At 70.8% G+C, this 26,942-nt stretch carries 18 protein-coding genes; 6 read left to right on the top strand and 12 right to left on the bottom strand.

The window, feature by feature from the left end; translation table 11 throughout:
* Window positions 1–48 precede the first annotated feature (48 nt).
* Window positions 49–3,642, bottom strand: a complete 3,594-nt coding sequence (gene mfd, locus FL311_RS03170; protein WP_141323376.1) for a transcription-repair coupling factor — start codon at window positions 3,640–3,642, stop codon at window positions 49–51.
* Window positions 3,643–3,877: 235 nt separating this feature from the next.
* Between mfd and FL311_RS03175 the strand changes: the two genes are divergently transcribed.
* Window positions 3,878–5,350, top strand: a complete 1,473-nt coding sequence (locus tag FL311_RS03175; protein ID WP_228556642.1) for a PAS domain-containing sensor histidine kinase — start codon at window positions 3,878–3,880, stop codon at window positions 5,348–5,350.
* 38 nt (window positions 5,351–5,388) lie between these two features.
* Here the strand turns inward: FL311_RS03175 and FL311_RS03180 are convergent, their stop codons facing one another.
* From FL311_RS03180 to FL311_RS03220, 9 genes are all read right to left on the bottom strand, one after another.
* Complete coding sequence (locus FL311_RS03180) at window positions 5,389–5,700, bottom strand: hypothetical protein (RefSeq protein ID WP_141323377.1); 312 nt, start codon at window positions 5,698–5,700, stop codon at window positions 5,389–5,391.
* Between the two features lie 67 nt (window positions 5,701–5,767).
* Window positions 5,768–6,091: a c-type cytochrome gene (locus FL311_RS03185; RefSeq protein ID WP_141323378.1), complete on the bottom strand. Its 324-nt coding sequence runs from the start codon at window positions 6,089–6,091 to the stop codon at window positions 5,768–5,770.
* 48 nt (window positions 6,092–6,139) lie between these two features.
* Window positions 6,140–6,778: a type II secretion system protein gene (locus FL311_RS03190; RefSeq protein WP_141323379.1), complete on the bottom strand. Its 639-nt coding sequence runs from the start codon at window positions 6,776–6,778 to the stop codon at window positions 6,140–6,142.
* A gap of 7 nt (window positions 6,779–6,785) precedes the next feature.
* Complete coding sequence (locus FL311_RS03195; protein WP_141323380.1) at window positions 6,786–7,997, bottom strand: PilW family protein; 1,212 nt, start codon at window positions 7,995–7,997, stop codon at window positions 6,786–6,788.
* Entirely contained in the window at window positions 7,994–8,509 is a 516-nt protein-coding gene (locus FL311_RS03200; protein WP_228556643.1) for a hypothetical protein, read from the bottom strand. Before FL311_RS03200 ends, FL311_RS03195 begins: the two co-directional genes overlap by 4 nt.
* A complete protein-coding gene (locus tag FL311_RS03205; RefSeq protein ID WP_141323381.1) occupies window positions 8,506–12,918 on the bottom strand; it encodes a pilus assembly protein PilY in 4,413 nt (1,470 codons plus the stop codon). The genes FL311_RS03200 and FL311_RS03205 overlap by 4 nt, the downstream gene beginning before the upstream one ends.
* A 41-nt stretch (window positions 12,919–12,959) precedes the next feature.
* The gene (locus tag FL311_RS03210) at window positions 12,960–13,694 is read right to left on the bottom strand and encodes a hypothetical protein (RefSeq protein ID WP_194869034.1); all 735 of its coding nucleotides are present in this window, start codon (window positions 13,692–13,694) and stop codon (window positions 12,960–12,962) included.
* A 247-nt stretch (window positions 13,695–13,941) separates the two neighbouring features.
* On the bottom strand, window positions 13,942–15,588 hold the full coding sequence (locus FL311_RS03215; protein ID WP_228556645.1) for a hypothetical protein: 1,647 nt from the start codon (window positions 15,586–15,588) through the stop codon (window positions 13,942–13,944).
* A 121-nt stretch (window positions 15,589–15,709) separates the two neighbouring features.
* The gene (locus FL311_RS03220) at window positions 15,710–17,059 is read right to left on the bottom strand and encodes a bifunctional glycosyltransferase/class I SAM-dependent methyltransferase (protein ID WP_141323383.1); all 1,350 of its coding nucleotides are present in this window, start codon (window positions 17,057–17,059) and stop codon (window positions 15,710–15,712) included.
* A gap of 217 nt (window positions 17,060–17,276) precedes the next feature.
* Here FL311_RS03220 and FL311_RS03225 point away from each other — a divergent pair, with 217 nt between their 5' ends.
* The 5 genes from FL311_RS03225 to FL311_RS03245 are packed head-to-tail and all read left to right on the top strand — an operon-like array spanning window position 17,277 to window position 24,448.
* Window positions 17,277–19,469: a polysaccharide biosynthesis tyrosine autokinase gene (locus FL311_RS03225; protein ID WP_141323384.1), complete on the top strand. Its 2,193-nt coding sequence runs from the start codon at window positions 17,277–17,279 to the stop codon at window positions 19,467–19,469.
* Window positions 19,466–20,725 (top strand): glycosyltransferase, encoded by a 1,260-nt coding sequence (locus tag FL311_RS03230; RefSeq protein ID WP_228556644.1) that lies wholly within the window; start codon window positions 19,466–19,468, stop codon window positions 20,723–20,725. Before FL311_RS03225 ends, FL311_RS03230 begins: the two co-directional genes overlap by 4 nt.
* 9 nt (window positions 20,726–20,734) lie before the next feature.
* Window positions 20,735–21,859, top strand: a complete 1,125-nt coding sequence (locus FL311_RS03235) for a glycosyltransferase (protein WP_141323385.1) — start codon at window positions 20,735–20,737, stop codon at window positions 21,857–21,859.
* Complete coding sequence (locus tag FL311_RS03240; protein WP_141323386.1) at window positions 21,856–23,337, top strand: O-antigen ligase; 1,482 nt, start codon at window positions 21,856–21,858, stop codon at window positions 23,335–23,337. Before FL311_RS03235 ends, FL311_RS03240 begins: the two co-directional genes overlap by 4 nt.
* On the top strand, window positions 23,306–24,448 hold the full coding sequence (locus FL311_RS03245) for a glycosyltransferase family 4 protein (protein ID WP_141323387.1): 1,143 nt from the start codon (window positions 23,306–23,308) through the stop codon (window positions 24,446–24,448). Before FL311_RS03240 ends, FL311_RS03245 begins: the two co-directional genes overlap by 32 nt.
* 5 nt (window positions 24,449–24,453) lie before the next feature.
* Here the strand turns inward: FL311_RS03245 and FL311_RS03250 are convergent, their stop codons facing one another.
* Both FL311_RS03250 and FL311_RS03255 read right to left on the bottom strand, forming a co-directional pair.
* The gene (locus tag FL311_RS03250; protein WP_141323388.1) at window positions 24,454–25,602 is read right to left on the bottom strand and encodes a glycosyltransferase family 4 protein; all 1,149 of its coding nucleotides are present in this window, start codon (window positions 25,600–25,602) and stop codon (window positions 24,454–24,456) included.
* A gap of 46 nt (window positions 25,603–25,648) precedes the next feature.
* Window positions 25,649–26,893, bottom strand: a complete 1,245-nt coding sequence (locus FL311_RS03255; RefSeq protein WP_141323389.1) for a glycosyltransferase family 4 protein — start codon at window positions 26,891–26,893, stop codon at window positions 25,649–25,651.
* Window positions 26,894–26,942 lie beyond the last annotated feature (49 nt).

Raw genomic sequence — 26,942 nt, forward strand, 5'->3', positions numbered from 1 at the left:
GTGTGAATCCAGGAGGCTCGGGACTTCGTGTCCCGAGCCTCTTCGCGTTCAGTTCCTCGGCAGCGAGCAGTGGTCCAGGTCTCGGAGCACCTTGCGCGCCTCGGCGATGAGGTCGTGCCCCTGGGTGCCCTGCGCCACGCGGGCGATGAGCTTCATGTCCGGCGTGAGGCGGTAGTAGCCCTTCGAGCGCTGCACCAGCCCCGCGACCTTCGGTCCGTCGAGCAGCGCGTCCGCGCCCAGCGTCACCACCAGCCGCTGCGGCCCCACCTCCAGGCCGCGCAGCCGGAGGTCGCGCATGTCGATCTTCAGCAGCGTCAGCTCGGACAGGTGGTCCACCTCGTCCGGGGCCTCGCCGTAGCGGTCCACCAGCTCCGCGCGCAGGTCCGTCACCTCGTCCGGGTGGCTGGCCTGGCTGAAGCGCTTGTAGAAGACGAGCCGCTGGTGCACGTCCGCCACGTAGTCGTCCGGGATGAGCGCGGGCATGGGCAGCGTGACGTCCGGTTCAATCTGCACCTTGGGCGGCTGGCCCTGCAGCTCCGCGACGGCCTCCTCCAGGAGCTGCGCGTACATGTCGAAGCCAATCTCGGCGATGGCGCCGGACTGCTTCTCGCCCAGCAGGTTGCCCGCGCCGCGAATCTCCAAATCATGACTGGCGATGGAGAAGCCCGCGCCCAGCTCGGTGAAGTTCTGGAGCACCTCCAGCCGGCGCTGCGCGTCGCGCGTCACCGCCCGGCGCGTGGGCACCAGCAGGTACGCGTACGCGCGCTCCTTGGAGCGGCCCACGCGGCCTCGCAGCTGGTAGAGCTGCGCCAGGCCGAACTGGTCCGCCCGATTGACAATCATCGTGTTGGCGCTGGAGATGTCGATGCCGCTCTCGATGATGGCCGTGCACAGCAGCACCTGGTGCTTGCGCTCGGTGAACTCCAGCATGACCTTCTCGAGCTGCCCCTCGCCCATCTGTCCGTGCGCCACGCCGATGGACAGCTGCGGCACCAGCTCGCGCAGCTGCTGCTCCATGGAGGGCAGCGACTCGACGCGGTTGTGCACGAAGAACACCTGCCCGCCGCGGGCAATCTCGCGTTCAATCGCCTCCTTCACCACCATCGGGTCGTACTTCATCACGAAGGTGCGGATGGCGCGCCGGTCCTGCGGCGGCGTGGCGATGATGCTCATGTCGCGCACGCCCGACATGCTCATGTGCAGCGTGCGGGGGATGGGCGTCGCCGTCAGCGTCAGCACGTCGATCTGGGAGCGCCACTTCTTCAGCGACTCCTTCTGCTTCACGCCGAAGCGCTGCTCCTCGTCGACGATCATCAGCCCCAAATCCTTGAAGGCCACCTCGCCGCCCAACAGCTTGTGCGTGCCGATGAGGATGTCGACCTTGCCCTCCTTGGCGCGCTTGAGGATTTCGCGCACCTCCGGCGGCTTCTTCAGGCCGGAGATGACCTCCACCGTGACGGGGTAGTCCTTGAAGCGCTTCTTGAAGGAGAGGAAGTGCTGCTGCGCCAGCACGGTGGTGGGCACCAGCACCGCCACCTGCTTGCGGTCCAGCGTCGCCTTGAAGGCCGCGCGCATGGCGACCTCCGTCTTGCCGTAGCCCACGTCGCCGCAGACCAGCCGGTCCATGGGCTCCGGCTTCTGCATGTCGGAGAGCACGTCCTCAATCGCCTTGGCCTGGTCCGGCGTCTCCTCGAACTCGAAGTCCGCCTCGAACTGGGCGAAGTAGCGGTCCGGCGCGCTGAAGGCGTGTCCCGGGTGCGCGCGGCGCGAGGCGGCGATTTGCAGGAGCTCCGCCGCCATCTTGAGCAGCTGCTCCTTGACGCGCTTCTTCGTCTTCTCCCAGCTCGTCGTGCCCAGCTTGTCGAGCTGGACCGTCTCCGGGTTGCCGCCGGTGAACTTCTGGATGAGCCGCATGCGGCCCACCGGCAGATAGATTTTGTCCCGGCCCGCGTACTCCAGGACGAGGAAGTCCCCGGGCACGCCGTTCACCTGCATCTTCGTAAGGCCCGAGTAGCGGCCGATGCCGAAGTCGGTGTGGACGATGAGGTCGCCTTCCTTCAGGTCCTTGAAGCCCGCGGCGAACGCGTCCAGCTTCTTGCCGCGCTTGACGCGCCGACGCGCGCGGACGCCGAAGATCTCCTCGTCTGACAGGAGCGCCAGCCCGCCCCCGCCGTCCACGAAGCCCTGGCTCACCTCGCCGGTGAAGAGGTGCGCCCAGACGGACGGCTCGTACAGCGCCGACGCGTCCTTCATGGGCTCGGTGTGCACCTTCACCATGACGTTGCGGTCGAGCAAGAGCCGCTTGAGCCGGTCCGCCTGGCTCAGCGTGCCGCACGCCACCGCGCACGCCACGCGCGAGTCGCGCCAGCGCTGCAGCCGCTCGACCAGGGGTTGCAGCGCGCCCTCCTCGCCATGGTGCGCGAGGATGGCCTCCCGCAGGTCCTGCGTGCCGCCGAACTGGAACAACACCGGCGGCTTCTCCGACTGCGTCAGCGACAGCCCACCGCCCTCGACGACGCGATAGGCGGACAGCTGCTGTTCCACCGCGTCGCGCGACAGGAAGTGCTCGGCTGGCGGGCACACCAGGTCCTTGCGCTCCTCGGCCTGGGCGAAGGTGCGCTCCAGCTCCTCCCACAGCGCGTCCGCCGCGCGCGACAGCTCCAGCGGGTCGTCCAGGTAGAAGACGGGCCCCTCGGGGCTCCACGCGCGCAGGAAGTCGAACACCGTGGCCAGCCCGCCCTCGAACAGCCCGGGGAGCAGCCCCTCCAGCCCGAAGCCGGGCAGGCCCTCGCGCAGCGCGTCCAGCCGCTCGCGCAGCTGGATGGTGGGCAGGTTGATGCGGTCGGCGACGGCGCGCGCGGCGGCCTCCGCGCGGGGACGGGTGTCCTCGGTGAGCAGGAGCTCCCGCGCGGGCACCAGGTCCACTTCCTTCAGCGCGTCCACCGTGCGCTGCGACTCCGGGTCGAAGGCGCGGATGGAGTCGATGGTGTCACCGAAGAACTCCAGGCGCACCGGCTTGTCGTAGAGCGGGCTGAAGACGTCGAGCAGCCCTCCGCGCACGGAGAACGTCCCCACGTCCTCCACCATGGGGCTGTTCTGGTAGCCCATGCGCGAGAGCTTCCGCGCCAGCGCGTCGCGGTCGTACTCCTGGCCCACCGTGACCCGGTCCGTGAGCCGGGCCATGACGTCCGGGCGCAGCATGCGGCGGTACAGCGCGCGCAGCGACAGCACCAGCACCGGGAAGCGCGTGCCCCGGGCCAGGTGGTACAGCGCGCCGATGCGCTCGGTGACCACGGCCGCGTCCGGGGACAGCTCGTCGTAGGGGAGCACCTCGTCCGCGGGCAGCCGCAGCACCCCCGGCTCTCGCAGCGTGCCCGTCCCGCCCAGGAAGAAGGCCAGGTCGGAGGCCAGGCTGTCGGCCGCCTCCTCGTCCGCCGCCACGCACACCAGCGGCGCCTTCGCCTCGCGATGCAGCCGGGCGAGCACGTGGCCCCGGGCCGCGCCCTTCAGGCCCTGGGTGCGTGTGCGCTGGCCTGCGCGCAGCTCCCCGAGCAGCCGGGAGAAGGTGTCCGCCGCCACGAGAGGCACGCCACCGTCCCGCGCCGCCTCGCCATCCAACCTCTGTGTGTAAGGACTGTCCATGAGTGGACCCCTGAGGGCCCCGGGGTAATTAGGGGCGCGCCCCTGACAGGTCAACGACAGAGCGCGTCGCCTGTCGTGTGTCGGAGCCGACGCGGCCCGGAGTGCTGTGTCCGCCACGAATCAGCCGTACCGGGGCTGGGTTGGCCGCATGCCTGGGGCAGGGCCTACTCTTCCTCAAGGCATCGCTGGGGGGTGCCACACGCCAGCCATGCAATCCGGCCGTTGGAACAGGGTGATGAGCGGGGCGGGCGCGCCCCCCTCCGAAGCCGTGGTGGTGCTGCGCAGCGTCCGTTCCGCTGAGCAGGGCATCCTGGACTTCGAATGCGTCTCCGCGAACGTGCACGCGGAGCGCTGGTTGGGGCGCGAGGAGCGCTCCCTGGTGCGCCAGCGCCTGCTCGAGGAGGCCGCGTGGGTGGGCGAATGTGGCCTGTTCGCCGCGTGTGTCCGGGTGGCCGTGCGACGCGAGCCCGAAATCATCCGCGTCTCGCGTCAGTCCTCCGTGGGGCCGGTGTGGCTGCTCGCCCGCGTGTCCCCGTGGGAGGACGGCGTCGTCGTCTTCCTGGAGGATTTGACGGAGCGGATGGCCGCCGAGGAGACGCTGAGACGCGACCATGACCTGCTGCACGCGGTCATCGAGAGCGCCACCGACGCCATCTACGTGAAGGACGTGGACGCGCGCTACGTGCTCATCAACCCGGCCACGGCGCGCGCCTTCAACCGGGCGCCGCAGGACATCCTGGGGCGCACGGACCTGGAGCTCCTGGGCCAGGACATCGCCGGGCCCACGCTGGCGCACGACCGCGCGGTGATGGAGTCGGGCGTCACCGCCACGTACGAGGACTCCGAGGGCGGCCCGGGCAGCGACCGCATCTGGCAGACGACCAAGGGCGTGCTGCGCCGGGGCGACGGCACCGTCTACGGCCTGTTCGGCATCAGCCGGGACGTCACCGCGCGGCGCCGCCAGGAGCTGGAGCGGGACGAGGAGGCGCGCTTCCAGGAGCGCTTCATCGGCGTGCTGGGGCACGATTTGGGCAACCCGCTGGCGGCGGTGCGCCTGTCCGCGGCGGCGCTGCTCGCCCAGCCGACGCTGACGCCGGACGTGCGGCGGGTGGCGACGCGCATCGACGGGAGCGCCGAGCGCATGGCGCGACTGGTGAAACAACTGCTCGACTTCACCCGCGCGCGCATGGCGGGTGGCATCCCCTTGCGTCCGCGCGAGGTGTGCATGGAGTCGGTGTGCCGGCGCATCATCTCCGAGCTGGAGCCGGCCCATCCGGACCAGCGCGTGGACCTGGAGGTGGTGGGGGACTCGCGCGGCGTCTGGGACGAGGAGCGGCTGGGGCAGGTGCTCTCCAACCTGGTGGGCAACGCCCTGCAGCACAGCCCCGCGGGCACGTCCGTGCGCGTGCGGCTGGCGGCGAGCGAGCCGCTCTTCCAGCGGGTGGAGGTGCACAACGTGGGGCCGCCGATTCCGGAGTCGCTGCGCCCGCGCCTGTTCGCGCCCTTCCACCGCGGCACGCCCGAGCCGGGCATGCCCAGGCCGCATCGCCACGGGCTGGGGCTGGGGCTCTACATCGTGTCGCAAATCGTCACCGCCCACGGTGGGTGGGTGGACGTCGCGTCCTCGCAGGAGGCGGGCACGTGCTTCGCGGTGACGCTGCCCCGGGTGGCCCAGTCGCAGGACGAGGCCCAGACGCGCTGGGCCTGAGGGGCCGAGGCCCAGACGCGCTGGGCCTGAGGGGGCACTCAGTACCGGGCGTAGCGGGCCGCGGCGCGCAGGCGCAGCATGTCGTTGAGCGCGCCCGGGTCCACCAGCTCCAGCGCCGCCGCTCCGCGGAGGCCGCGGTAGCGGTAGTCCTCCTCGTCCTCTTCGCCCTTGTCCTTGTCCTTGTCCTTCCCGTCGCCCTTGTCCTTGCCGTCATCGGGGCGCAGGGACAGAGGCTCGGGTCGGGAGAGTCCCGGCTCGATGCGCGGGGTGCTCAGCGCGTGGGCCTGCACGGAGGTGAAGACGCCCGCGAGAGCCAGGCAGAAAACGAGGAGGGTCGAGAGGGTCTTCATGAGGGGCTCCGTTTCTCTTCCCGGCAAGACGCGAGCCCGAAACGGTTATTCAGCCCCGAGGCCCGTCCTACCTGGCCTTCATGGTGCGGATGTATCCCACCAGCGCGTCGATCTGCGCGGCGGTGAGCTTGTCCTTGAAGGCCTTCATCTTCGTGTTGCGCGGCGAGCCGTCGGCGATGGCCACGCGGATGTCCGCGTCGGACTGGGCCGCCTGCCAGGCAGGCTGGCTCATGTCGGTGATGGACTCCTTCTTGCCCATCTTCGTGTCCGCCTTGCCGGTGTCGCCGTGACAGGACTTGCACTTGGCCTTCCACACCTCGACGACGTCGTCGGCCGCGTGGGCGGCGGGGGCCAGACACAGGCTCATCATCAGGGCGAACCGCTTCATCATCGTCACTGCCTCCTTGGGAGGCCCTGACTGTGACATGGAACGCTGGCTTCAGGGAGTGCACCCGGCGGCGGTGGGCTGAAGCTCGCAGTCCATCAAGGTCGGGTTCCCGGTGAGTGCGTCCACCTGGAGCACGCGGTCCGGCACGGCCGGGTCCTGAGGCCCGCGCTTGCGGAGGATGCGCAGCGAGCCCGTCACCGGCGCCGTCCCCTCCGGGTCGCACATGGTGGCGCCCCGCGCGGCGACGGGGCGCGCGGTCTCTCCGAGCCAGCACAGGCCGTGCAGGCTGGAGACGTCCAGCTCGGGGGACACCGCGAACGCGTCCCCCACCTGCGCGCAGGTGCAGCCGGACGTGCCGCACGCGGCGGTGAGGCACTCGGTCCGGGGGCACTGGGAGCCCCAGGTGTCCCCGGGCGCGCAGTCGGGCTTCTCCCAGCGCAGGGCGGGCTGGCTGACGCCGTTCTCCACCGTGGTGGTGCGCATGAGCCGCACCGCCTGCCGGGTGCTCCGGGCCTGCTGCCGGGCCTCCTGCGCGGCCAGGAGGATGGAGCGCGAGGCGGCGCCGGCGCGCTGGTTGCGCGTGAGCGCCTGGTAGCCCGTGGTGGCCAGGGCCGTGAGCAAGCCGAGGATACCGAGCGCGACCATCAGCTCGATCAACGTCATGCCGTGTCGTCGTCGTGTGACTTGCATGGTGGTGTCAGCCCCCGGCGTAGCCGAAGTTGCGCGGCGTCACGCGGATGAGGAAGTGGCGTCGCTTGTAGCCGTCGTCGGGGTTGCCCTCGTCGTCGTCGGGGAGCGTCCCCGCGTCGGAAACGCCGCGCGCGGCCTCCCGGTCCGGCCGCGCGGAGCGCGCGGTGATGAGCAGCTCCACCACGCGCACGCGTCGCATCAGCTCGTCGCGGGCACTGCCGGGGCCGTAGTCCTGCGCGCCCATGGTGCCCGCGTCGCCGGGGATGAGGCCCCAGCACTGGGCGTTGGTGCACTGGTCGATGGGCGGACGCGAGGTGTCCGGGTCCGGGAAGTAGCGCAGCGGGTCGCTCGGGTTCTCCAGCGTGGCGACCCCCAGGCGGACACGCAGCTGCTCAATCTCCTCCGACAGCACCCGGAACTCCTCGGGGCCCAGCGAGCCGTCCGGGTCCAGCTCCAGGGCGGGCCGCCCCTGGCGCCAGTTGACGCGGTAGATGCGCGAGGCCACCGGCATGAGCAGCGGGTCCTCGTCCTGTCCCTGGACCTCCCACAGCGCGGAGGCCGTCGGGTTCGTGCAGAAGCTGGTGGCGTTGAACGCCGAGGCCCCCGGCGCACCCACGGTCCAGGCGATGTTCCTGGAGTCGGTTTCGCCCGCGACGGGGACGTTGCGCGCGGCCTGGGCCACGCCCACGCACGCGCCCCGGACGGACGGGTCCGCGGCGACGAGCACGCTGCCGGTGGGCAGGCCCGCGTCGGTGCCCGGTGGCGCGAGCGTTCTCAGGCACAGCGGCGAGGTGCCCGTGAAGCGCGCGTCGTAGGTGGTGGGGCACGCGCGCATCCGCAGCGCTCTCGCGCTGTCCGCCTCGAAGATCTCCAGCACGTCCGAGCGGAGGTCCGTGTAGGCGCCGCCGGGCGGCACGTAGCCCGCGGAGGCCCCCGCCTGGCTGGTGACGTGGATGGCATAGCGCAGCTCCCCGGGGGCGCCCCCCAGGTAGAGCGGTGAGCTGCCGAAGCCCTCTCCCGCGCGCTGGAGCACGGGGGTGAACAAGTCCCGCGCCGCGCGCGCGGCGTTCTGCGTCTCCATGGTGCGCTCCTCCAGGAAGCTGCGCCGCTGGAGCCAGGTGCCCGCGGAGATGGCGCCGGCGATGACCACCAGCGCGATGGTGGTGGCCATCATCAGCTCGATGAGGCTGAAGCCTCGGGGGGCGGGCGTGCGGGTCATGGCGTCATCCGGGTCTGCAGGGCCACCGCGCGCAGGACCTTGTCCTGGTCCGTCCAGCTCACGGTGACGCGCACGTTGACGACGTTGGCCAGCCTCAGGCCGGGCAGGACGTCCCGGGCCAGCGACGGTGTCCCCGCCTCCTCGCCTTCCATGGGCGGGTCCACGTCCACCGCGACGTCGTACTTCATCCGGACGGGCTCCCCCGCGCCGGGGGCCAGGTAGCGCGGCGTGCCATTGGCGCTCCACCACACCTCGTGCCGGTCTCGGTCCAGCGCCTCGATGTTCTCGCAGGGACGGCCGGGCGCGGGGGTGGCGCACCGCATCGCGGTGATGCGCTCCATCTCCTGCTCCGCGATGAGGCCCGCCTGGGCCTGGATGAGGTTGCGGCGGTTCTGCTTCGCGGAGGCGAGCACCGCGAGCGCGATGCCGAGGATGCCGAACACCACCACCACCATGGTGGCCATGGCCTCCAGCAGCGTGGCGCCGCGACGCGAGTGACGAAGCGGCTTCACGGGACCACCCCCTGGATGTTGCCCGTGGTCTTCACGTCCCAGATGAGCGTGCGCGCGGTGCTGCCCTGGCCGGTGCCCGTCTCGTTGTTGAAGACGCCCGAGCCGTTGTTCACGATGTCGAAGCCGCCGTTCTTCTGGATGATGACCTTCTTGTCGAAGATGAGCGGCTGGGTGAGGCTGTGTCCCTCCAGGCTGGTGCCGCTGCCCGGTTGCGGGTCTCCGGTGGCGCCGTTGAAGGCGTAGCGCAGGCCGCTCTCGTCGGCGTCGAGGCTGCACTGGCTGGCGGAGGTGCCCACGGCGGTGGCCGTGTGCACGACGCCGTCCTCGTCCACCGAGATTCCGCCCCACACCACCTGCCGGGGCCCGAGCTTCTGCACCCAGGCGACGCTCCTCTGCGTGCACCCGGCCGTTAGCGGCTTGGGGTCGACGAAGGCCATCACGTGGTAGCGGGGACGCGGGTCCCGGTCCACGTCCTCGCCGTCGAGGTCCGGGTTGTTGCCGGTGCCCAGGTAGATGCGCACGGAGGTGCTCGAGCCCGTGCGCTCCTGTCTCACGGCGATCTGCGAATACAGGCCCTGCCTCGCGGCGTCGTCGACCACCCGGTTGGTGGCGGGGTCCTTGTCGTTGCGCGCGTCGGCGATGACACACGCGGGGATGGCCGAGCCCAGCGGGCGGCTCACGTCGATGTCGCGCAGGTTGATGCGGAACACGCGCGCCCTCGTCGTGGGGACGTAGATGACGTCGTAGTTGCTGTCGTCGTCCACGTCCATGGCCACGGGGGCGCCGCCGACGCCCTCGCCCTCGTCACCCAGCACCACCACGCCCGCCAGCTTCCGCTTGAGCGCGGTCTGCCCCGCCTGGGCCACCTGGATGGGCAGCCCCGTCTTCACGTCGATGAGGTACAGCGCGGCGCGGCCCGCCGAGTTGCGGGGGGAGTAGTCGGACGCGAACGCCGCCACCCACTTCTTGCCGCCGCGCGCGCCGAAGTCCATGCGCACCAGCAGCGGGTTGTGCCGCGAGCCACTGGTGTCGGGGCGCTGGGGGAAGTGATCCTCCAGCAGCTTGCAGGTGCTGCTGGTGCCCGTGCACGGGTCTCCCGAGGTGTTGAAGCGGTCTCTTTGCACGTCCAATTCCCAGAGGACGCCGGGGTAGCCGGCCGCCGTCTCCGTGGGGCGGGTGACGTCCAGCGCGAAGAAGACGCTCTGCTGGGGGCCGGTGGGGCTGACGAGGACGGTCTTCGCGCCCGTGCGCTCACCGGGCTGGGTGCTCAAGCGCCACGGCGTCCCCTCGGCGGGCTTGTGGCCCGTGTCCGGCAGGTACTCGGTGCCCGAGCGCAGGTCCACCACCGTCACCGCCGGAGACGCGTCCACGGTGGCGCGCTTCGTCTTGTCGGGGTTGCGCACGTAGTTGTCCGCGAAGAAGCGCAGGAGCTTGCCGGGCACGTACGAGTACAGCTCGCTGCCCGTGCCGTACTCGCGGCTGGCGGAGCAGCCGGAGGCGTGGGCGAAGTACCCGCGGAAGTCCCGGAACGCCGTGCAGGAGTCATCCCCCGAGCGCAGCTCGCCGAGCGACAGGGCATGCATGAAGCCCGTGGTGCTGCCGATGAAGGCCGCCGCGCCGCGGGTCTTCATCACGTTGGCGCCCATGAAGGTGTTGCCGCGGAATGCCTCCTGCTCGCCGAGCGTCGCGCGCTTCACCCAGGTGGGCTCGCTGGCGGGGCCGACGATGGCCGCCGTGGACAGGTTGATGCCGCCCATGGGCCAGGTGCGCCGGGTGACGGGCTGGCCTCCGGGCACGGTGGAGTAGCTGTTGTCCTCCCACCCGTACAGCCAGTTGCGCAGGACGTTGCGGTCCTGCTTGTCGCACAGGCCATCCTGGTTCAGGTCATATCGACGGGCCAGGGTGGTGGCGCAGAAGTTCCGGGCCTCGTCGTTGGTGTTGGGGACGGAGGGGAACAGGGGGCTGGTGTTGTCGTCCTGCCCCGCCAGCGCCGCCACCGTGGTGCGCGAGGCGGTGGTCGCGGTGGGCGAGCTGGTGAAGAGCTGGCGGTCATTGGGCGAGGCCGTCCGCATCAGGAGGTTGAGCCGCTGGCCTCCATCCCACTGGTTCCAGTCGTCCGCCTCCGTGTTGGCGCGGTTGGGCCGGTCCGGCTCATACAGCCGTCGCAGGTAGACGTGGCCCCGCTCGGCCACGTCCAGGCGCTGGTCGTAGACGCGCTTGGAGGGGTAGAGCGGGTTGCCGGAGGACTGCTCGTACCAGGGCTCGGGCGTGTACCAGGTGCGGCCTGGTGTTTCCGACACGCCGAGGATGACGGTGTTGGCCACGCCCAGGCTGGCGGCGCGGCCGTACTGGCCCGCCTTCTGCGCCTTGTAGGAGATGTTCACGTTGGCGATGGTGGGCTGGCAGGACTCGCCGGGGCTCTCGAAGATGGCGCGCCAGCACAGCTGCGAGCCGGTGTAGCCCTGCTCCAGGAAGTCGTTCACCGTCCGGGTGATGTTCACCCGCGTGCCCGGATTGGAGGTGGCGTCCGGGAAGGGCATCGTCAGCCAGTGGGCGGCGGGGTTGAGCTGGAAGTCCGGGTTGGTCGTCTCGCACCGGTCCACGCACACCTTGCAGTCCAGCGACACCTGGTAGGTGATTTGAGGCTTGGGCTGCACGTAGCCCTCGGGCACCGGGTTGGGCGCGGGCGGCAGGCAATCGCTGGTCTGGTTGTTGAGCCGGTAGTAGGGCTGGTCCTCGATGGTCATCTCGACCGAGGTGATGGTGTAGTCCTGGGCCACGTCGAGCGGGATGCTGGAGACGACGTCCGACTTGAAGATGCCGTTGTTCTGTTTGTTGATGAGGACGACGGTGTCGTTGTACGTGCGGTCACCGCCCGAGTTCTGGTCCTCCCAGCCGAGAATCCAGACGCGCGGGTTGTCCACGGGCGCGCCCACCAGCGTGTGCGCGGCGCGCTGGAAGTAGGAGTTCACCGTCTGCGTCTGGGGCGCGTTGAACCGGACCTGGCCGTAGGTGGGCGTCCCCAGGCGGTCATAGGCGACACTGTTGAGCCAGCCCGCGCGGAGCTCCTTCTGGGTGACGACGTTGCCCGTGGATTGATGCAGGTCGAGGTTGAGCAGCGTCTTGGTGAAGACGACGTTGATGTCGCCGTGCCCCCACAGGTCACACTGCAGCCGCTGGACCCCATTCCGGGTCACCGTCTTGGTGATGAAGCAGGTGTCCGTCGCGTCGCCGTAGATCTGCTCCACGTAGGTGACGAGGAAGAAGACGATCTCCCTGCCGCCCTGGATGCGCCCCATCTTCTTGCGGCGGTCCTCCTCGCTGGGGGCCTCCAGGGGATTTCGCCCGGGGATGAGCACGCCCCGGTCATCGAAGGCGCTCGCCTTGTAGTCGGGCAGGCCGTCCTGTTCGTCGCCGAGGTTGCTGTCCCAGATGGGCCCCACCTGGGACCTCACCCCGTTGACCTCGCGCCAGGCCCAGCGGGGCTGGAAGCACTCGGAAGTGTCGGAGTTGCCGTTGAGCCCGTTGATGGGGCAGTGGTTGCCGTCGTCGTCGGTGGACAGGAAGACGAGGTGCCCGATGCCCTGGCCGCCGTTCTCCACGGAGGGCGGCTCGAGCAGGTTGGGGATATGCGGGAAGGCCCCCCGGTCGCTGAAGTAGCTGTCGAGGTTGGTGGGGTTGCTGTGCATGGAGCCGTCGCTGTTCAGCACGCCCGCGCGGTGGTCCAGGACGCGTGCGCCCACCACGCTGGTGTCCATGGGGCGTGCGCCGTAGCCGTTGTCGCTGTCGTCGGGCCAGCGGCGGGGGCCCTGGTTGGCCCTGTAGGTGCTGGCCGCGCTGCAGGGGCCGGTCAGCAGGTCCGGCTCACGCAGCCGCACCGTGGTGCCGTCGACGCGCGTGTGCAGGAACGTCTTCGCCTGCGCGCCGCACCGCGGCCCCTCGCCGATGTATTTGTCGGGGTTGAGGTTGTAGAGGTCCTCGTGGAAGTCCGGCACCCCGTTGTTGTTCCTGTCGAGCAGGACGTCGTCGTTGGGGTCATCCTTGTTCTTCTCGTCGATGTACTGCGCGGTGACGAGGTCGTCGTAATAGAACCAGCCCAGCGTGTTGGACGCGCCGTTGCCAGCCTTGTCGTGCACGAGGAGCGCCTCGAGCTCCTGGTCGAACGGCAGGATGATGCGCTCGGGGTCCAGGATGCTGCGGTTGGTATTGAGCCGCAGCTTCTTGTCGGGCGTCAGGATGATGGCCGAGGGCGTGGTGCCGGCATCCAGGGTGAACTCCGGCTGTTTGTCCTTGCCGGTCTCGTCGATGCAGGGGTTGTAGGAGACGGTGGTGCCGCCGTCCTGGGCGAGCGCCGGGAACGCGGCGAGGAGCGCCAGCGCGGCGAGGAAGGGGAGTCGTGGGGACGACATGGGAAGTCCTGGGGTGGGGTGCGGGAAAGAGCAGACAGGGGTCAGCACTCGCCGTTGTTGGCGGCGCCGTTGGTGTCTTCGGGACTGCAGGAGCCGCCGGCGGCCGCTCCACTGGTGATGAGGGCACGGATGATGACGCGCTGGGGTTGGGTGCCGTCGCGGCCCCGGACCTCACCCACGGAGACCAGCCAGACGCGGCTGTTGTCGTCCTGGTCACGTCGGTCGTCCCCGTCGTTGTCGTCGACGAGGAAGACCCGGTAGAGCACCCGCTCCTGGGAGGGGAAGTCGAGGATGCGTCGGCCGTCCGCGCCGTTCATCTCCTGGAAGGCCGTGGTGATGTCCGAGTCGACGGCCGTCCCGGAGGACGCCGCCGCGAGGGTGTAGGGCGTCCAGGGGATGGCCTCGTACCAGGGGAACACGTTCCCATTGGGCATCCCGCTGGGCAGGCCCGGCTCACCCTGGACGTAACCCGCGGTACCCTGTCCGTTGTACTGATTGCCCAGGCTCTTCATGACCTCCGTGAAGGAGCGCTGTCCTCCCAGCAGCATCCGCGAGAGCTCGCGCGCCTCCGCCAGCCCCGCCTCCGCGGCGAAGTGGGCCTCGCGCTTCCTGCGCTCCTGCGCCTGCAGCGCGCTCTCCGCGGCCACCTTGCGCAGGGACACGACGACGGCCGCGGCGATGAACGCGATGATGCCGATGGCCATCAACAGCGCCATGCCCCGCGGGGCATGTGAGCGGATTCCAGACGGACGACGGGTGCATGAGGGACGCGACACCAGCGGCTCCTTGCCGATGAACGGAGGAACGAGAGCGGCGAGCTGAATGAGCAATCCCCAGGCCCGCTGCTGCGGGCTTCCGGACTTCAATGCTTCCAGGGCCTTGAGTCGCACCCTGGGTGAAGTCCGACACTGACAAGCTTTTGCGAGCCTCGCAAAACTTGCGAGGTGTCACAGGTGTCAGGCGTGTCTTGGAATGTGTTTGTGATTCATCGGATTCGCGATGAATCCGAAAATGTATGAAGTCTCAGCGACCCGGGAGGGGCCAGAAGGACACGCGACTTTGGGGAGGTGCGAGCCACACTGACTCCAGGAAGCGCGTGGCGTTCTGGTCCGCGGTGTCGTGCTCTGTGGAGGCGTGGTGCAGGGTGGCCAGCACGAGCAGCGTGGCCACCCCGGCGCCGCAGGCCCCCACGCCGGGCGCGCGGCGTCCTGGCGGCGTGGCCAGGGACAGGAAGACCCAGCACGTCACGGCGACGAGCACGGCGAGCAACACCCCGCCAGCCGCGGGCTGGGGGAGCCCCAGGAAGGAGAGCACCGAGGGCGGGAAGTAGCCGTCGGACAACAGTGGGAGCGTCAGCCCTCCCAGCACGTTGGAGACATCGTCTGGGATGTAATTGACGAAGGTGGCCAGCCCCGTGGTGAGGATGGCCGCTCCACACAGCATCGCGGCGAGCCCCAGGCCCACCGGGCGGGGCGCCGCGCGCAATCGCTCCAGCCAGAGCCCCGCGGGCAGCAGCAGGAAGGGCACCAGCCCGGTCAGGTGGCGAGGGCCCGTCGTCCATCCCCACGAGTCATAGGAGAACGACGACGTGAAGTAGAGGTAGCCGGCGACGAGCGCGGCCGTCATCCACGCGGTGGCGCGGGCCTCGGCGCTCGCGCCGCGTCGGAACGTCAGCCGGGTGACGCCAGGGATGGCCAGGAGCAGGAAGGGCGCCAGGGTGAACAACCCCCGCAGCGGCGAGACGAGCGAAAGGGTGAAGGCGCGCGGGTCCGGCGTGCGGATGCCCAAAAAGCCCCCCAGGTGCCACGGCTGATAGCCCGCGTCGTTGAGGTGCTTGTAGCCGCTCGTCAGCGGGTGGCCGAAGGCGGCCTGGTGGTACAGCATCAGCGCCACCACGAAGGGCAGCGCGCCCAGCGTGGCGAGCCCCGCGGCGCGCCCCAGGCCCTTCCAGCGCTCGTGCGCGGGGGCCTCCTGGAGCAGGAAGGTGAGCACGCCGTACAGCACCAGCCCCAGCACGCCGAGCGCGCCGGTGTACTCCGCCGCCACGGTGGCGCCCGCGCACACCCCCGCGAGCACGTAGCCCCGCTCCCGCCAGTCGCCGCGAGCGCAGCGCCACAGCGCATAGAAGCCCGCGAAGAGGAGCACCGCCACCGTCTGGTGGCTCATGAACAGCAACGAATAGCTGAACGCCAGCGAGCCCAGGCCATACGTCACCGTGAGCGCGTCCGAGACGCGCGGTGACAGGTGCACGCGCAGATACCGTCGCACCAGCCACAGCATCCACAGCGTGGGCAGCACCGTGAGGAACAGGCGCGAGAAGAAGACCAGCGGGACTTCCGGCACGGGCCCCGGGCGGGCCACCGCGCGCAGCGCCGCGTAGAGGGGCGTGGCGGCGAACGACAGCAGCGGGGCCTTGCTGGGGTAGTACTTCCCGTCCTTCACGGACAGGTCACCCACGTAGCCGCGCTCGCGCAGCACCTCGTTGATGACGAGTGTGCCGTGGTCCACCAGCGAGATGGTCTGCCACAGCCGGCACAGCTCGTTGGGTGAGCGCAGCTTCGGGTGGTAGGGGAACAGCAGGAGGTACAGCGCCGCGAGGCTGGCCCAGACCCAGCGCGGAGCACCCCGCGAGGCCGCGATGGGGGCGAGGGGCGCCGCGGTCGCTGACACCTCGGCGCCGGGGCTCGTCGCCGTCGCGCCAGAGACCGTCTCGTCGCGCTGCGCTCCCGCGGTGCCGGGGTCGGCCGGGCTCACGGCGTCGGGTCCTCCGGGCGCGGACGGCACGGCCCGCTCACGCCTCGCCACCGGTGACGCGGGCCACGGCGAAGAGGCTCATGCCCACCGGCAGCTTCACGTGGGCCTCGGCGCGGGCGAACAGCGGGGCCAGCGTGTCGTAGAGCTTGAGCTGGAGCTTGGGCACCGAGCGGCGGCGGAACAGGCGGCTGTTGACGAACCAGCCGGGCATGCCCACCAGGTTCATCCACTCCAGCTTCTCCACCTCGAACCCGTTCTCTTCCAGCACCGCGCGCAGCGTGGCGGGCGTGTAGCGACGGTAGTGCCCCACCGCCTCGTCGATGCTGCCGAAGAGCTGCTCCAGCGCCGGCACCAGGATGAGCACGCGGCCGCCGGGCGCGAGAATCTGCCGGAAGCGGCGCACCGCCGAGCCGTCATCCGGGATGTGCTCGAGCACGTTGGACAGCACGATGGTGTCCAGCTGCTCCTTCTTCAGCGACTCCCAATCCGCCAGCGCCACGTCCGACAGGTACGGGCGCACGTGCGGACGGCCGCGGAAGAGGTTCTTGAGCCGGTCCACGTAGAAGCGGTCCACCTCCAGCGCGATGAGCAGCTCCGCGCCGGACTCCAGCTCGCGCGTAATCGTGCCGATGCCCGCGCCGATCTCCAGCACGCGGCGGCCCAGGTGCTCGCGGAAGCGGCGGCCCAGCCACTGGTTGTAGTGCGTGGCCCCGTCCATGCGCTCCAGCGTGGTGTAGCCCTCGTGCTGGTTGTCCGCGTCGTCGCGCACGGTGGCGTAGCGCATCAGGGTGCGCAGCTGGGACAGGCGTGCGGCGCGCGGACGGCGCGGCACCGCCTGCAGCGGAGGCAGGGAGACCTCGGTGAGCCGGTACAGCTGCGCGGCCAGCTTCACCACCAGCTCCGCGTCCACCGCGTCGTCGTCGCTGGTGAGCGTGACGGAGCGCAGCGCCTCCGTGCGGAACGCGCGCACGCCGCTGAGCGGGTCCGTCACCGCCACGTCCGTGACGAAGCGGGTGACCTGCCCCATCGCGCGCTCGGCCCACAGCTCGGGCGACAGGCCCGTCGCGGCGCGGTGGCCGAACACGGCGTCCGCGGTGTCGTCGCGCAGGGGGCCCATCAGGGCCTCGTAGGCGTCCGCGGCGTAGGCGGCGTCCGGGTCCTGGAGCACCGTCACGGGGCTCGTCACATGCGCGAGCGCCGCCCGGATGGCCGCGCCCTTGCCTCCCTGCACGTCCAGCACCCGCAGGCCGGGGCTCGACGCCACGTCGGGCCGTCCGGCGCCGGCCAGGACGACCTCGGCGCGGCCCGACAGCTCGCGGGCGAAGTGGGCGGCGGCATCCGCGGTGGAGGGGGCGAAGGGGATGATGACCGAATGCTGGAAGCTCACGTCGGGCTCACTAGCACAGGCGCCCAGGATGCGCGCGGCCCCGCCTCGAAGAAGGGTGGGATGGGGGGCTTCCAGGCGGCGGCGGAACGATGGACAACCCCGGGCGGACACGGCACGCTCGACGGTGATTTCCATGGGTGTGGGTGAAGGTCGGGGCCGGCGGGTGCCGGGCGCCGCCGCACCGCGCGGCGCCCCAGGGCTCCAGGAGAGACGAGACGTGGATGGAACGGTGTTCGACCCGGCCGGTGGCACCGGCGGCCCGACGTCCGCGGGGTTGATGCTCCGCGCGCGGGCGCTGTGGCGGCGCAAGTGGGTCGTGCTCGGCGTGGCGGTGGTGGTGGCGGCGCTGTCGGCCGTCTACACGCTGCGCCAGCCCAAGGTCTTCTCCGCCAGCACCTCCCTCATCATCGACGTGACGGCGCCGCGCTTCCTCGACGGCGAGGTCAAGGAGGTGATGGGCGAGGAGCGCAGCAACTACTGGTTCAACAAGGAGTACTACGCCACCCAGAGCGAGATCATCACCTCGCGCGCGGTGGCCAGCCGCGTGGTGGACAAGCTGGGCCTGTCCACGGACGCCAGCTACCTGGGCGTCGCGCACATCTCGGATGAGAAGGCCCGCGTGCAGGCGATGCAGGGCGCGGACGCGGTGGGGCTGCTCCAGTCGCGCATCCGGGTGTTGCCCGCCAAGGACTCGCGGGTGATGAACATCGCGGTGGATGACCTGGACGCGGCGCGCGCGGCGCTGCTCGCCAACGAGGTCGCCAACGCGTACATGGCGGAGAACCTGGCGCTCAAGCTGCGCATGACGGACGACGCGCGCAGCTGGCTGGAGAGCCGGCTGGAGGATTTGGAGAACACGTCCAAGGCGAGCGAGCTGGCCGTCTACGACTTCAAGAAGGACGCGGACATGCTGTCCACGTCGCTCGAGTCGCGGATGAGCATCGTCAGCGACCGCATCAACAGCTACAACCTGAACCTCACCCAGGTGAGCACGCGCATCGCCGCGCTGCAGGCGCGCGTGGAGGCCATCCAGAAGCTGCGCAAGGCGTCCCCCGACGACGAGACGTGGGCGGAGGCGCTGCCGGGCGCGAAGGACGGGCCCATCCAGGATTTGCGCAAGAGCTACACCGACGCGCGCGTCGCGTGCGCGGAGCTGGCCGAGCGCTACCTGCCCGAGCACCCCAAGCTCCTGGAGTGCCAGGGCAAGCTCGCGGTGATTCAAGCCGACTTCCTCAAGAGCCTGCGCAACGTGGTGCGCCTGGCGGAGACGGAGCTGTCGGAGGCGGAGGCGCAGCGCAAGAACCTGGTGAAGCTGCTCGACGAGGCCAAGGCCGAGGCCTTCCAGGTGAACAAGAAGTCCATCGAGTACGACCGCCTCAAGCGCGAGTCGGACAACAACCAGCGCCTGTACGAGCTGGTGCTCAAGCGGCTCAAGGACATCGAGCTGTCGGGCCTGCTTCGCACCAGCAACGTGCGCGTGCTGGACCCGGCGCGTCCGCAGTTCGTGCCGGTCAAGCCCCACGTGAAGCGCAACCTGATGGTGGGCGTGGTGCTCGGCCTCTTGACGGGGCTGGGCGTGGCGCTGCTCTTGGACCTCCTGGCGAACACGGTGGCCTCGCAGGAGGACGTGGAGGGGCGGCTGGGGCTGGCCTTCCTGGGCGTGATGCCACGCATCGAGGGCAACCGTCCGCCCAAGGACCGCGACCTCTTCGTGCACCGCGAGCCCAAGTCCTCGGTGGCCGAGTGCTGTCGGGCCATCCGCACCAACCTGCTCTTCATGTCGCCGGACACGCCCTTCAAGACGCTGGTCGTCACGTCCAGCGGGCCGCAGGAGGGCAAGTCCACCACGACCATCAGCCTGGGCGTGGCGATGGCCCAGAGCGGAAACCGGGTGCTGCTGCTGGACACGGACATGCGCAGGCCCCGGCTGCACCGGGCCTTCGGCGTGCCCAACGAGCTGGGCATCTCCTCGCTGGTGGTGGGCGAGGGGACGCTGGAGGCCGCGGTGAAGAGCACCGAGGTCCCCGGGCTCTTCGTGCTTCCGTGTGGCCCCTTGCCGCCGAACCCGGCGGAGTTGCTGCACACGCGCGCGTTCGCGGACCTGCTCAAGCTGGTGGCGGGGAAGTTTGACCGCGTCCTGTTGGACAGCCCGCCGCTCAACGCGGTGGCGGACGCGGCGGTGCTGGCCACGCAGTGTGACGGCGTGGTGCTGGTGCTCAAGGCGGGCAAGACGAACCGGGACTCGGCGCAGCGCGCGCTGCGCTCGCTGGCGGACGTGCAGGCGCGGATGTATGGCGCCGTCCTCAACGACGTGGACCTCAAGGCCCCGGGCTATGGCGGCACGTACATCGCCTACCAGGGCTACGGCCAGTACGCCGAGGACCCCAAGGACCGGGTGGCGCAGTCGTGAGCGGCACGCTGACGGGAGCGGGCCTCCGGGTGCTGCACCTGGGCAAGTTCTATCCGCCGGCGTCCGGCGGCATCGAGAGCCATGTCCAGACGCTGGCGCGCGCGCAGGCGGCGCAGGGCGCGCGGGTGGAGGTGCTGTGCGCCAACCACTCGCGCGACTCGGGGAACACCAGCCACGAGTTCCACGGGAAGAGCCCCACGCTCGAGGAGTGGGACGGGCTGGTGCGGGTGGTGAGGCTGGGGCGGCGCGCGTCGGTGGCGCGCATGGATGTGCTGCCGGAGCTGCCCGGGACGCTGCGGCGGATGCTCGCCCAGGGCGTGGATGTGGTGCACCTGCACGCGCCGAACCCGACGATGCTGCTGGCGCTGGACATGATGCCCCGGCTGCCGGCCGTGTTCGTCACGCATCACAGCGACGTCATCCGGCAGAAGGTCGCGGGCGCGCTGTTCCGGCCGCTGGAGCTCCTGCTCTACACGCGCGCGCTGCGAATCTTCTCGGACAGCGAGGCGTACATCGAGGGCTCCACGCTGCTGAAGCTGTTCCGGAGCAAGGTGCGGGCGTTGCCGCTCGGCATCGACGTGGAGCCGTACCTGCGGCCGTCCGCGGAGGTGCTCGCCGCCGAGGCGCGCTGGCGTCAGGACTTCGCGGGGACGCCGCTGTGGCTGATGGTGGGGCGGCTCGTCTACTACAAGGGACTGTTCACCGCGCTGGAGGCCCTGGCGAAGGCGCCGGGGCGGCTGGTGGTGGTGGGCGTGGGGCCGCTGGAGGCGGAGGGCCGTGCTCGCGCGAAGGCGCTCGGCGTGGAGTCCCGCGTGACGTGGGCGGGCTATCTGCCGCCGGCCTCGCTCATGGGGGCCTATCGCGCCGCCACCGCGCTCTGGTTCCCGAGCAACGCGCGCAGCGAGGCCTATGGCCTGTCGCAAGCGGAGGCGATGGCCAGCGGCCTGCCCGTGCTGAACACGGCGATTCCGCACTCGGGGGTCGCGTGGGTGAGCCGTCACGAGGAGACGGGCCTGACGGTGCCGGTGGGTGACGCGGACGCGCTGGCGCGCGCGGCACGGCGGCTCGTGGAGGAGCCGGGGCTGGCGGAGCGGCTGGGACGTGGGGCCAGGGAGCGCGCGGTGGCGGAGCTGCGGCACGACGTGATGGCGACGCGCAGCCTGAAGCTCTACGCGGAGGCGCTCGGTCGTCCCGTGCCGGAGATGACGGAGGCCCCGAGCGAGGTCCCCGCACTCACGGGTACGGGGAGGGCCTGAGACGCCCGCATGCGCGCGCTGCACGTCTACAGCGGCAACCTCTACGGAGGCATCGAGTCCTTCCTCGTCGCGCTCGCGCGGGCGTCCTCGCGCCACGCGGAGGGCACGGCGCATGAGTACGCGCTGTGCTTCGAGGGGCGGCTGTCGACGGAGCTGCGCGAGGCGGGCGCCGCGGTCCACCTCTTGGGGAGCGTGCGGGTGGCGCGGCCCTGGACGGTGTGGCGCGCACGGCGGGCGCTGGGCGCGTTGCTGAAGACCGGCGGGTACGCGGTGGTCGTCTGCCACGCGGCGTGGCCGCAGGCGGTGTTCGGTCCCGTGGCGCGCGCGGCCGGTGTGCCGTTGGTCTTCTACCAGCACGATGCCTTGACGGGTGCGCACTGGGTGGAGCGCTGGGCCGGTGTCACCTCGCCGGACCTGGTGCTCGCCAACAGCGCGTACTCCGCCCGTTCACTTGGCAGCGTGTATCCCCGGGCTCCGCATCGGGTGCGCCATCCCCTGGTGCAGGCACCAGCGCGGGTTCCGGAGCCCTCGGAGCGCGCGGCGCTGCGAGCCGAACTCGGCGCCAGTGACGATGACGTGGTCATCCTCCAGGCCTGCCGGATGGAGGCGTGGAAGGGACACCGGCTGCTGCTCGAGGCCCTGGGCCGCATGCGCGAGGCGCGGGGCTGGCGACTGTGGGTGGCGGGGGGCGCTCAGCGCGAGGAGGAGTCGCGCTACCTGGAGGGATTGGTCGCGCAGACGCGAGCGCTCGGCTTGGAGGGACGGGTGCGCTTCCTCGGGCAGCGCTCGGACGTGCCCCGGTTGATGCGCGCGGCGGATGTGCACTGTCAGCCCAACACGTCGCCGGAGCCCTTCGGTCTGGCCTTCGTGGAGGCGCTCCAGGCGGGGTTGCCCGTGGTGACGACGGCGCAGGGCGGGCCGCTGGAAATCGTGGACGAGACGTGCGGCCGGCTCGTCGCGCCCGAGGCTGGCGCGTTGTCCTCCGCGCTCCTTCGACTGGTGGTGGACGCGGAGGCGCGGCGCAAGCTGGGCGCGGGTGGGCCCGCTCGCGCGGCTGCGCTCTGCGCGCCGGAGGTCTTCCTGCGCGGCCTGGACGAGGACCTGCGCGTGGCCGTGTCGGGAGTCGAGGCGTGAGCGCGCCTCGTCCGTCCTCCCGGCCTCAGCTCCAGGGGCCTGGCGTGCTCGGGCGCAGGTACGTGCGCCGCGCGCCGGGCGCGCCCCTGGAGGTGGCGACGCCACGGCAAGCACAGGCGCCAACGAAGGAGGCCCCGCCCGCGGCGCCTCGCACGGGCTTCTTGTCCTCGAGCCGGCTGGTGCCGCTGTTCATCGGCGTGCTCGTCGCGTGTCAGCTCGCGCTGCTGGTGGAGGCCATCGCGCCGCTGCGGGTGCTGGTGCGCATCCTGGCGTTCGGGTTGAGCCTGGCGCTGCTGGTGCTCGTCCCCGGACGAGGAGTGAGGCATCCAGCGGTGCCCTTCGTGGTGGGCTCGCTGGCCATCACCACGCTCAACTTCTTCCACCCGGGCACCGTCAGCCCGATGGCCGGCGTGGTGCAACTGGGCATCCAGTTGTCCATCATCGCGCCGCTGTTCTGGGTGACGCGGCTGTCCATCGACTCGCGCGTCTTCCGGCTCACCCTCACGCTGTTGTTCCTCTTCAACACGGCCAGCGCCTCGGTGGGGGTGCTCCAGGTCTACTTCCCGGGCCGCTTCCAGCCGGCGATGTCGGCCGCGGTGCAGGCGCAGGGCGACTCCTATCTGCGCAGCCTGGAGTTCGAGACCGCCAGCGGCGCGCGCGTCTTCCGCCCCATGGGCCTGACGGACATGCCGGGCGGCGCGGCGACGGGAGGCTTCTACGCGGTGCTGCTCGGCAGCGGCTTCCTCTTGTCCTCGCGCAAGGGCCTGTCGCGCGCGCTGAGCGTCGTGGGCATCCTGGTGGGGCTGCTCTGTCTCTACCTGTGCCAGGTGCGCGCGATTGCGCTGACGCTGGGCGTCTGTCTGGCGGCGATGGCGGGCATGCTCGTGCTCACCGGCCGCGTGGCGCGGCTGGCGAAGCTGATGGCGGTAGTGGGAATGGCGAGCGTGTTCGCCTTCGGCTGGGCCGTGGCCGTGGGTGGCGACGCGGTGCAGAAGCGCTGGGACAGCTTGTTCGAGGCGAAGCCGGAGGAGGTCTATCACAGCAACCGGGGCCGCTTCCTCGAGGGCACCTTCGAGTACTTCCTCCCGGAGTATCCGCTGGGCGCGGGCCTGGGGCGCTACGGCATGGCCAACGCTTACTTCGGGGACAACTCCGACCCGGCGCAGCCGCCCCTGTGGGCCGAAATCCAGTGGACGGCGTGGGTCTACGACGGCGGCATCGTGGTGGTGGTGCTCTACCCCCTGGCGCTCCTGGCGACGATGGCGTGGGTGCTCCAGATGGCCCGACGGCGCGAGGACGCCGGCGATGAGTTCTGGCTGTGGGGAAGCGTCATCTTCGCCTACAACCTGGGCGCGCTGGCCCTGACCTTCAGCTATCCGTTCTTCATGAGCCAGGTGGGCATGGAGTTCTGGTTGCTCAACGCGGCGCTCTTCGGCGCCTGGACGCATGCGAAGACCCTACACGCTCATCGCCGGTGATTTCGTCGCCACGGGTGGAATGGACCGCGCCAACCTGGCGCTCGCGCACTGGCTGGCGAAGCAGGGCGGTCCCGTGCGGCTGGTGGCCCACCGCGTGGCGGACGAGCTGCTCGGCTTCCCCAACGTGCGCTTCGTGAAGGTGCCCAAGCCCGCGAACTCCTATCTGCTCGGCGAGCCGCTGCTGGCCGCGACGGGCAAGGCGTGGGCGCTGCGCACGCGCGCCGAGGGCGGCCGGGTGCTGGCCAACGGCGGCAACTGCGTCGTGCCCGGCGCCAACTGGGTGCATTACGTGCACGGGGCCTATGCCTCGGAGCACGTCGGCGGCGTGCTGCGCCAGGTGAAGGGCCGGGTGGGGCACGCGCGCTTCGTGAGCGAGGAGCGCAAGGCGCTGTGGCGCTCGAACGTCATCCTGGCCAACTCGAAGCGGACGCGCGCGGACCTGGTGGCGGCCACGGGGGTTCCCGAGGCGCGGGTGCACGTCGTCTACTACGGCAACGACTCGGAGCGCTTCCATCCGGTGTCGCCCGAGGCCCGACGCGCGGCGCGCGCGGAGCTGGGCTGGCCGGAGGAGCGGCGCGTGGCGCTCTTCGTGGGCGCGCTGGGAGACCGTCGCAAGGGCTTCGACTCCCTGTTCCACGCGTGGGTGCGGCTGCACGCGCACGGTGACTGGGGCGTGGACCTGAAGGTGGTGGGCGTGGGCGCGCAGCGCGAGGCCTGGGAGCAGGAGGCGCGCACGCGAGGGCTGGAGCGGCGCATCGAGTTCCTCGGCTTCCGACGGGATGTGCCCGCGCTGCTGTCCGCGGCGGACCTGCTGGTGTCCCCGACGCGGTACGAGGCCTACGGGTTGGGCGTCCACGAGGCGCTGTGCTCGGGACTGCCCGCGCTGGTGAGCCGCTCGGCGGGCGTGGCCGAGCGCTATCCGGCGGAGCTCGACGGCCTGCTCCTGGATGACCCTGATGACGTGGACGGGCTGGTGCGCGCGCTGGAGTCATGGCGCGCGCACGAGGCGGCGTGGGCGCCCCACGTGGCGGCCTTCTCGGAGCGGCTTCGCGCGTGGACGTGGGATGACATGGCCGCCGGCATCGTCCAGGTGATGGAGCGCGAGGGCTGAGCGCTTCAGCGCCGTTCGAGCAGCGCCTCGAAGAAGTCCAGGTGCGCGCGAGCGACGACGGGCCACGAGAAGCGCTGCACGGCCCAGTCGCGGCCGCGTGAGGACAGCTCGCGTCGGAGCTCGGGGCTCTCCAGCACGTCCGACAGAGCGCGCGCCCACGCGGTGTCATCCGCCTCCGGCAGCAGTCGTCCCGCGTCGCCCACGGTGTGGGGGATTTCGCCGGAGGTGCTCGCGAGCACGGGCACGCCGCACGCGAAGGCCTCCGCGAGCATGCGGCCGAACTGCTCCTTCCACCGAGGCATCGTCTGGCTCGGACCGCAGAGCACGTCCATGGCGTTGAGCACGCGCGGCACGCCCTCGTGGGGCACGCCGGTGAGGACGCGCACGCGGTCCTCGTGACGCGCGGTCCAGGCGCGCAGCTCCGCCTCCAGGGGGCCTCCTCCAGCGAACAGCGCGCGCCACGGTGTGCGGAGCTGCTCCAGCACGCGCATCAGCAGCGACACGCCCTTCTCGGGGACGAAGCGCCCCAGGTAGCCGATGACGGGAGGACCGTCCGCGCTCCACCCGAGCTCGCGTCGCACGGCCTCTCCCGAGGCGCGGTCCGGTCGGAACAGCTCCGTATCCACGCCCATGGGGATGATGCAGGAGCGGCGCGCGTCATAGCCCGGTCGGCCGAGCAGGTTGTCCTTCACCGTCTGGCCACCCGCGACCCACCCGGTGCTGCGCCCGACGACGAAGCGCTCCGTCTGCGCGAAGGGCGGCGGGTAGCGCTTGGAGAGGTTCTGGAAGGTGCTGAAGACGAGGGGCACGCGGCGCGGGGTGAGCAGGGCGACCTCGAGCCCCGCGAGGACGAAGGGCTCCTCCCAGACATGGACCAGGTCCACGCCGCGCCGCAGGTGCTCGCGCAGCTCGGGACCGTAGACGAATGCATGCGGCGAGCGACTGAGGAAGGCTCGCACGCCCTCCACCTTCGCGGGCTCGTCGGTGTCCGGCTGGAGGTGGATGGGGCGCAGGTCACCATGGAAGAAGCGAGGCGCGACGGCGGTGACGTCCCACGCGCCGCCTCCGACGCGGGCCATCTCGTTGGCGAGGCGCCGGTTGAGGGTGACGACGTACGAGTGCGAGACGGTGACGAGTCTGCGAGGCCGCTGCACGGAAGCTCCAGTGAGCGGCGGACGAAACCAGAGCCCCTCGGGGTGGTCAACCCGCGCGAGAGACGGGCTGTCCGCCCAGCAGCGCGCGGTACACGGCGAGAATCTCGCGGGCGTAGCGCTGGCGGGAGAAGCGCTCCACGGCGGTACTCCGGGCCGCGGCGCCCAACCGGGCACGCAGGGACGCATCCGTCAGCATCCGACGCAGCGCCTCCGCCAGGGCATGGGCATCGTTCGGCGCCAGCGTGAGCGCATCCACGCCATCGGTGAGCGCCTCGGCCGCGCCGCTCGCGCGTGAGACGACGGAGGGGCGGGCACAGGCCAGGGCCTCCGCGATGGTGAGACCGAAGGGCTCGCGCCGCGTGCTGGCGTGCACGAAGACGTCCAGCGCGCGGTAGACGGGCGCGGAGTCGGGCTGGAAGGGCACCAGCCCGACGCGTCCGGTGAGGTTGCGCTGCTCGATGAGGCGACGCAGCTCGTCCTCGGAGAACTGCGAGCCCGCCGTCTGGTACAGCGGCGAGCCGACCACGTAGAAGTGCACGGGCAGCGACGGCTCCACGCGCGTCAGCGCCTCGGCGGCCTCCAGGAAGAGGTCTTGTCCCTTCCAGCGCGCATAGGTGGCGACCAGGCCCACTCGCGACGTCCCCGCCGGGGCGGGAGGCAGGCCCGCCAGCGTGTCCAGGTCGGCGGTGTCGCCCGTGTCCGGAGCGAAGCGGTTCACGTCCACGCCGTTGTAGACGACCTGCACGGGGACCTTGGGGAGCACCTCCCGGGTGTCCTCTCCCACGGCGCGCGAGTTGGCGATGGCCGCCGAGGCCAGCGGTGCGAGCACGCTCATCGCACGTCGCACCAGGGGGCGCTCGCCGAGGAAATCATGCACGTGCCAGACACGCCGGAGCGGCAGACCCGCGGTGACGGAACTCAGCAGGTGGGACTTGATTCCGTTGGAGTGGATGAGGTCCGGGCGCAGGCGGGCGACTTCGCTTCGCAGCACGTGTCCATGGCTCGCGAGCAGGGCGGGCACCGGGAGCAGCTTGCTCGCGAAGCGCAGCGTCTCTCCCAGGCCCCGTCCACGCAGCGCGCTGTCCCCCAGGCTCGATAGGCGCGCGGGGAGGGGCAGGCAGCGCGCGTCCACGCCCAGCCGACGAGCCTGCTCCAGCAGTGGCCCTTCCGTCCCCGAGAACAGGTGGAGCGACAGCCCCGCGTCCAGTTCGCGCAGGCAGGACATCAAATCGAGCAACGCGCGCTCGGCGCCGCCGACAATACCTACAGGATTGAGGAAGAGGACGCGCACGCGTGATGGACCGAAGCAGAGCCCTTCGAGGGCGTCAATGAGGGTTCAT

The organism is Myxococcus sp. AB025B (assembly GCF_006518215.1).
GTDB lineage: Bacteria > Myxococcota > Myxococcia > Myxococcales > Myxococcaceae > Myxococcus > Myxococcus fulvus.

Coding starts and splice junctions, on each gene's coding strand:
- mfd (WP_141323376.1), bottom strand. CDS start 3,642: ATGGACAGTCCTTACACACAGAGGTTGGATGGCGAGGCGGCGCGGGAC.
- FL311_RS03175 (WP_228556642.1), top strand. CDS start 3,878: ATGAGCGGGGCGGGCGCGCCCCCCTCCGAAGCCGTGGTGGTGCTGCGC.
- FL311_RS03180 (WP_141323377.1), bottom strand. CDS start 5,700: ATGAAGACCCTCTCGACCCTCCTCGTTTTCTGCCTGGCTCTCGCGGGC.
- FL311_RS03185 (WP_141323378.1), bottom strand. CDS start 6,091: ATGATGAAGCGGTTCGCCCTGATGATGAGCCTGTGTCTGGCCCCCGCC.
- FL311_RS03190 (WP_141323379.1), bottom strand. CDS start 6,778: ATGCAAGTCACACGACGACGACACGGCATGACGTTGATCGAGCTGATG.
- FL311_RS03195 (WP_141323380.1), bottom strand. CDS start 7,997: ATGACCCGCACGCCCGCCCCCCGAGGCTTCAGCCTCATCGAGCTGATG.
- FL311_RS03205 (WP_141323381.1), bottom strand. CDS start 12,918: ATGTCGTCCCCACGACTCCCCTTCCTCGCCGCGCTGGCGCTCCTCGCC.
- FL311_RS03235 (WP_141323385.1), top strand. CDS start 20,735: ATGCGCGCGCTGCACGTCTACAGCGGCAACCTCTACGGAGGCATCGAG.
- FL311_RS03245 (WP_141323387.1), top strand. CDS start 23,306: ATGCGAAGACCCTACACGCTCATCGCCGGTGATTTCGTCGCCACGGGT.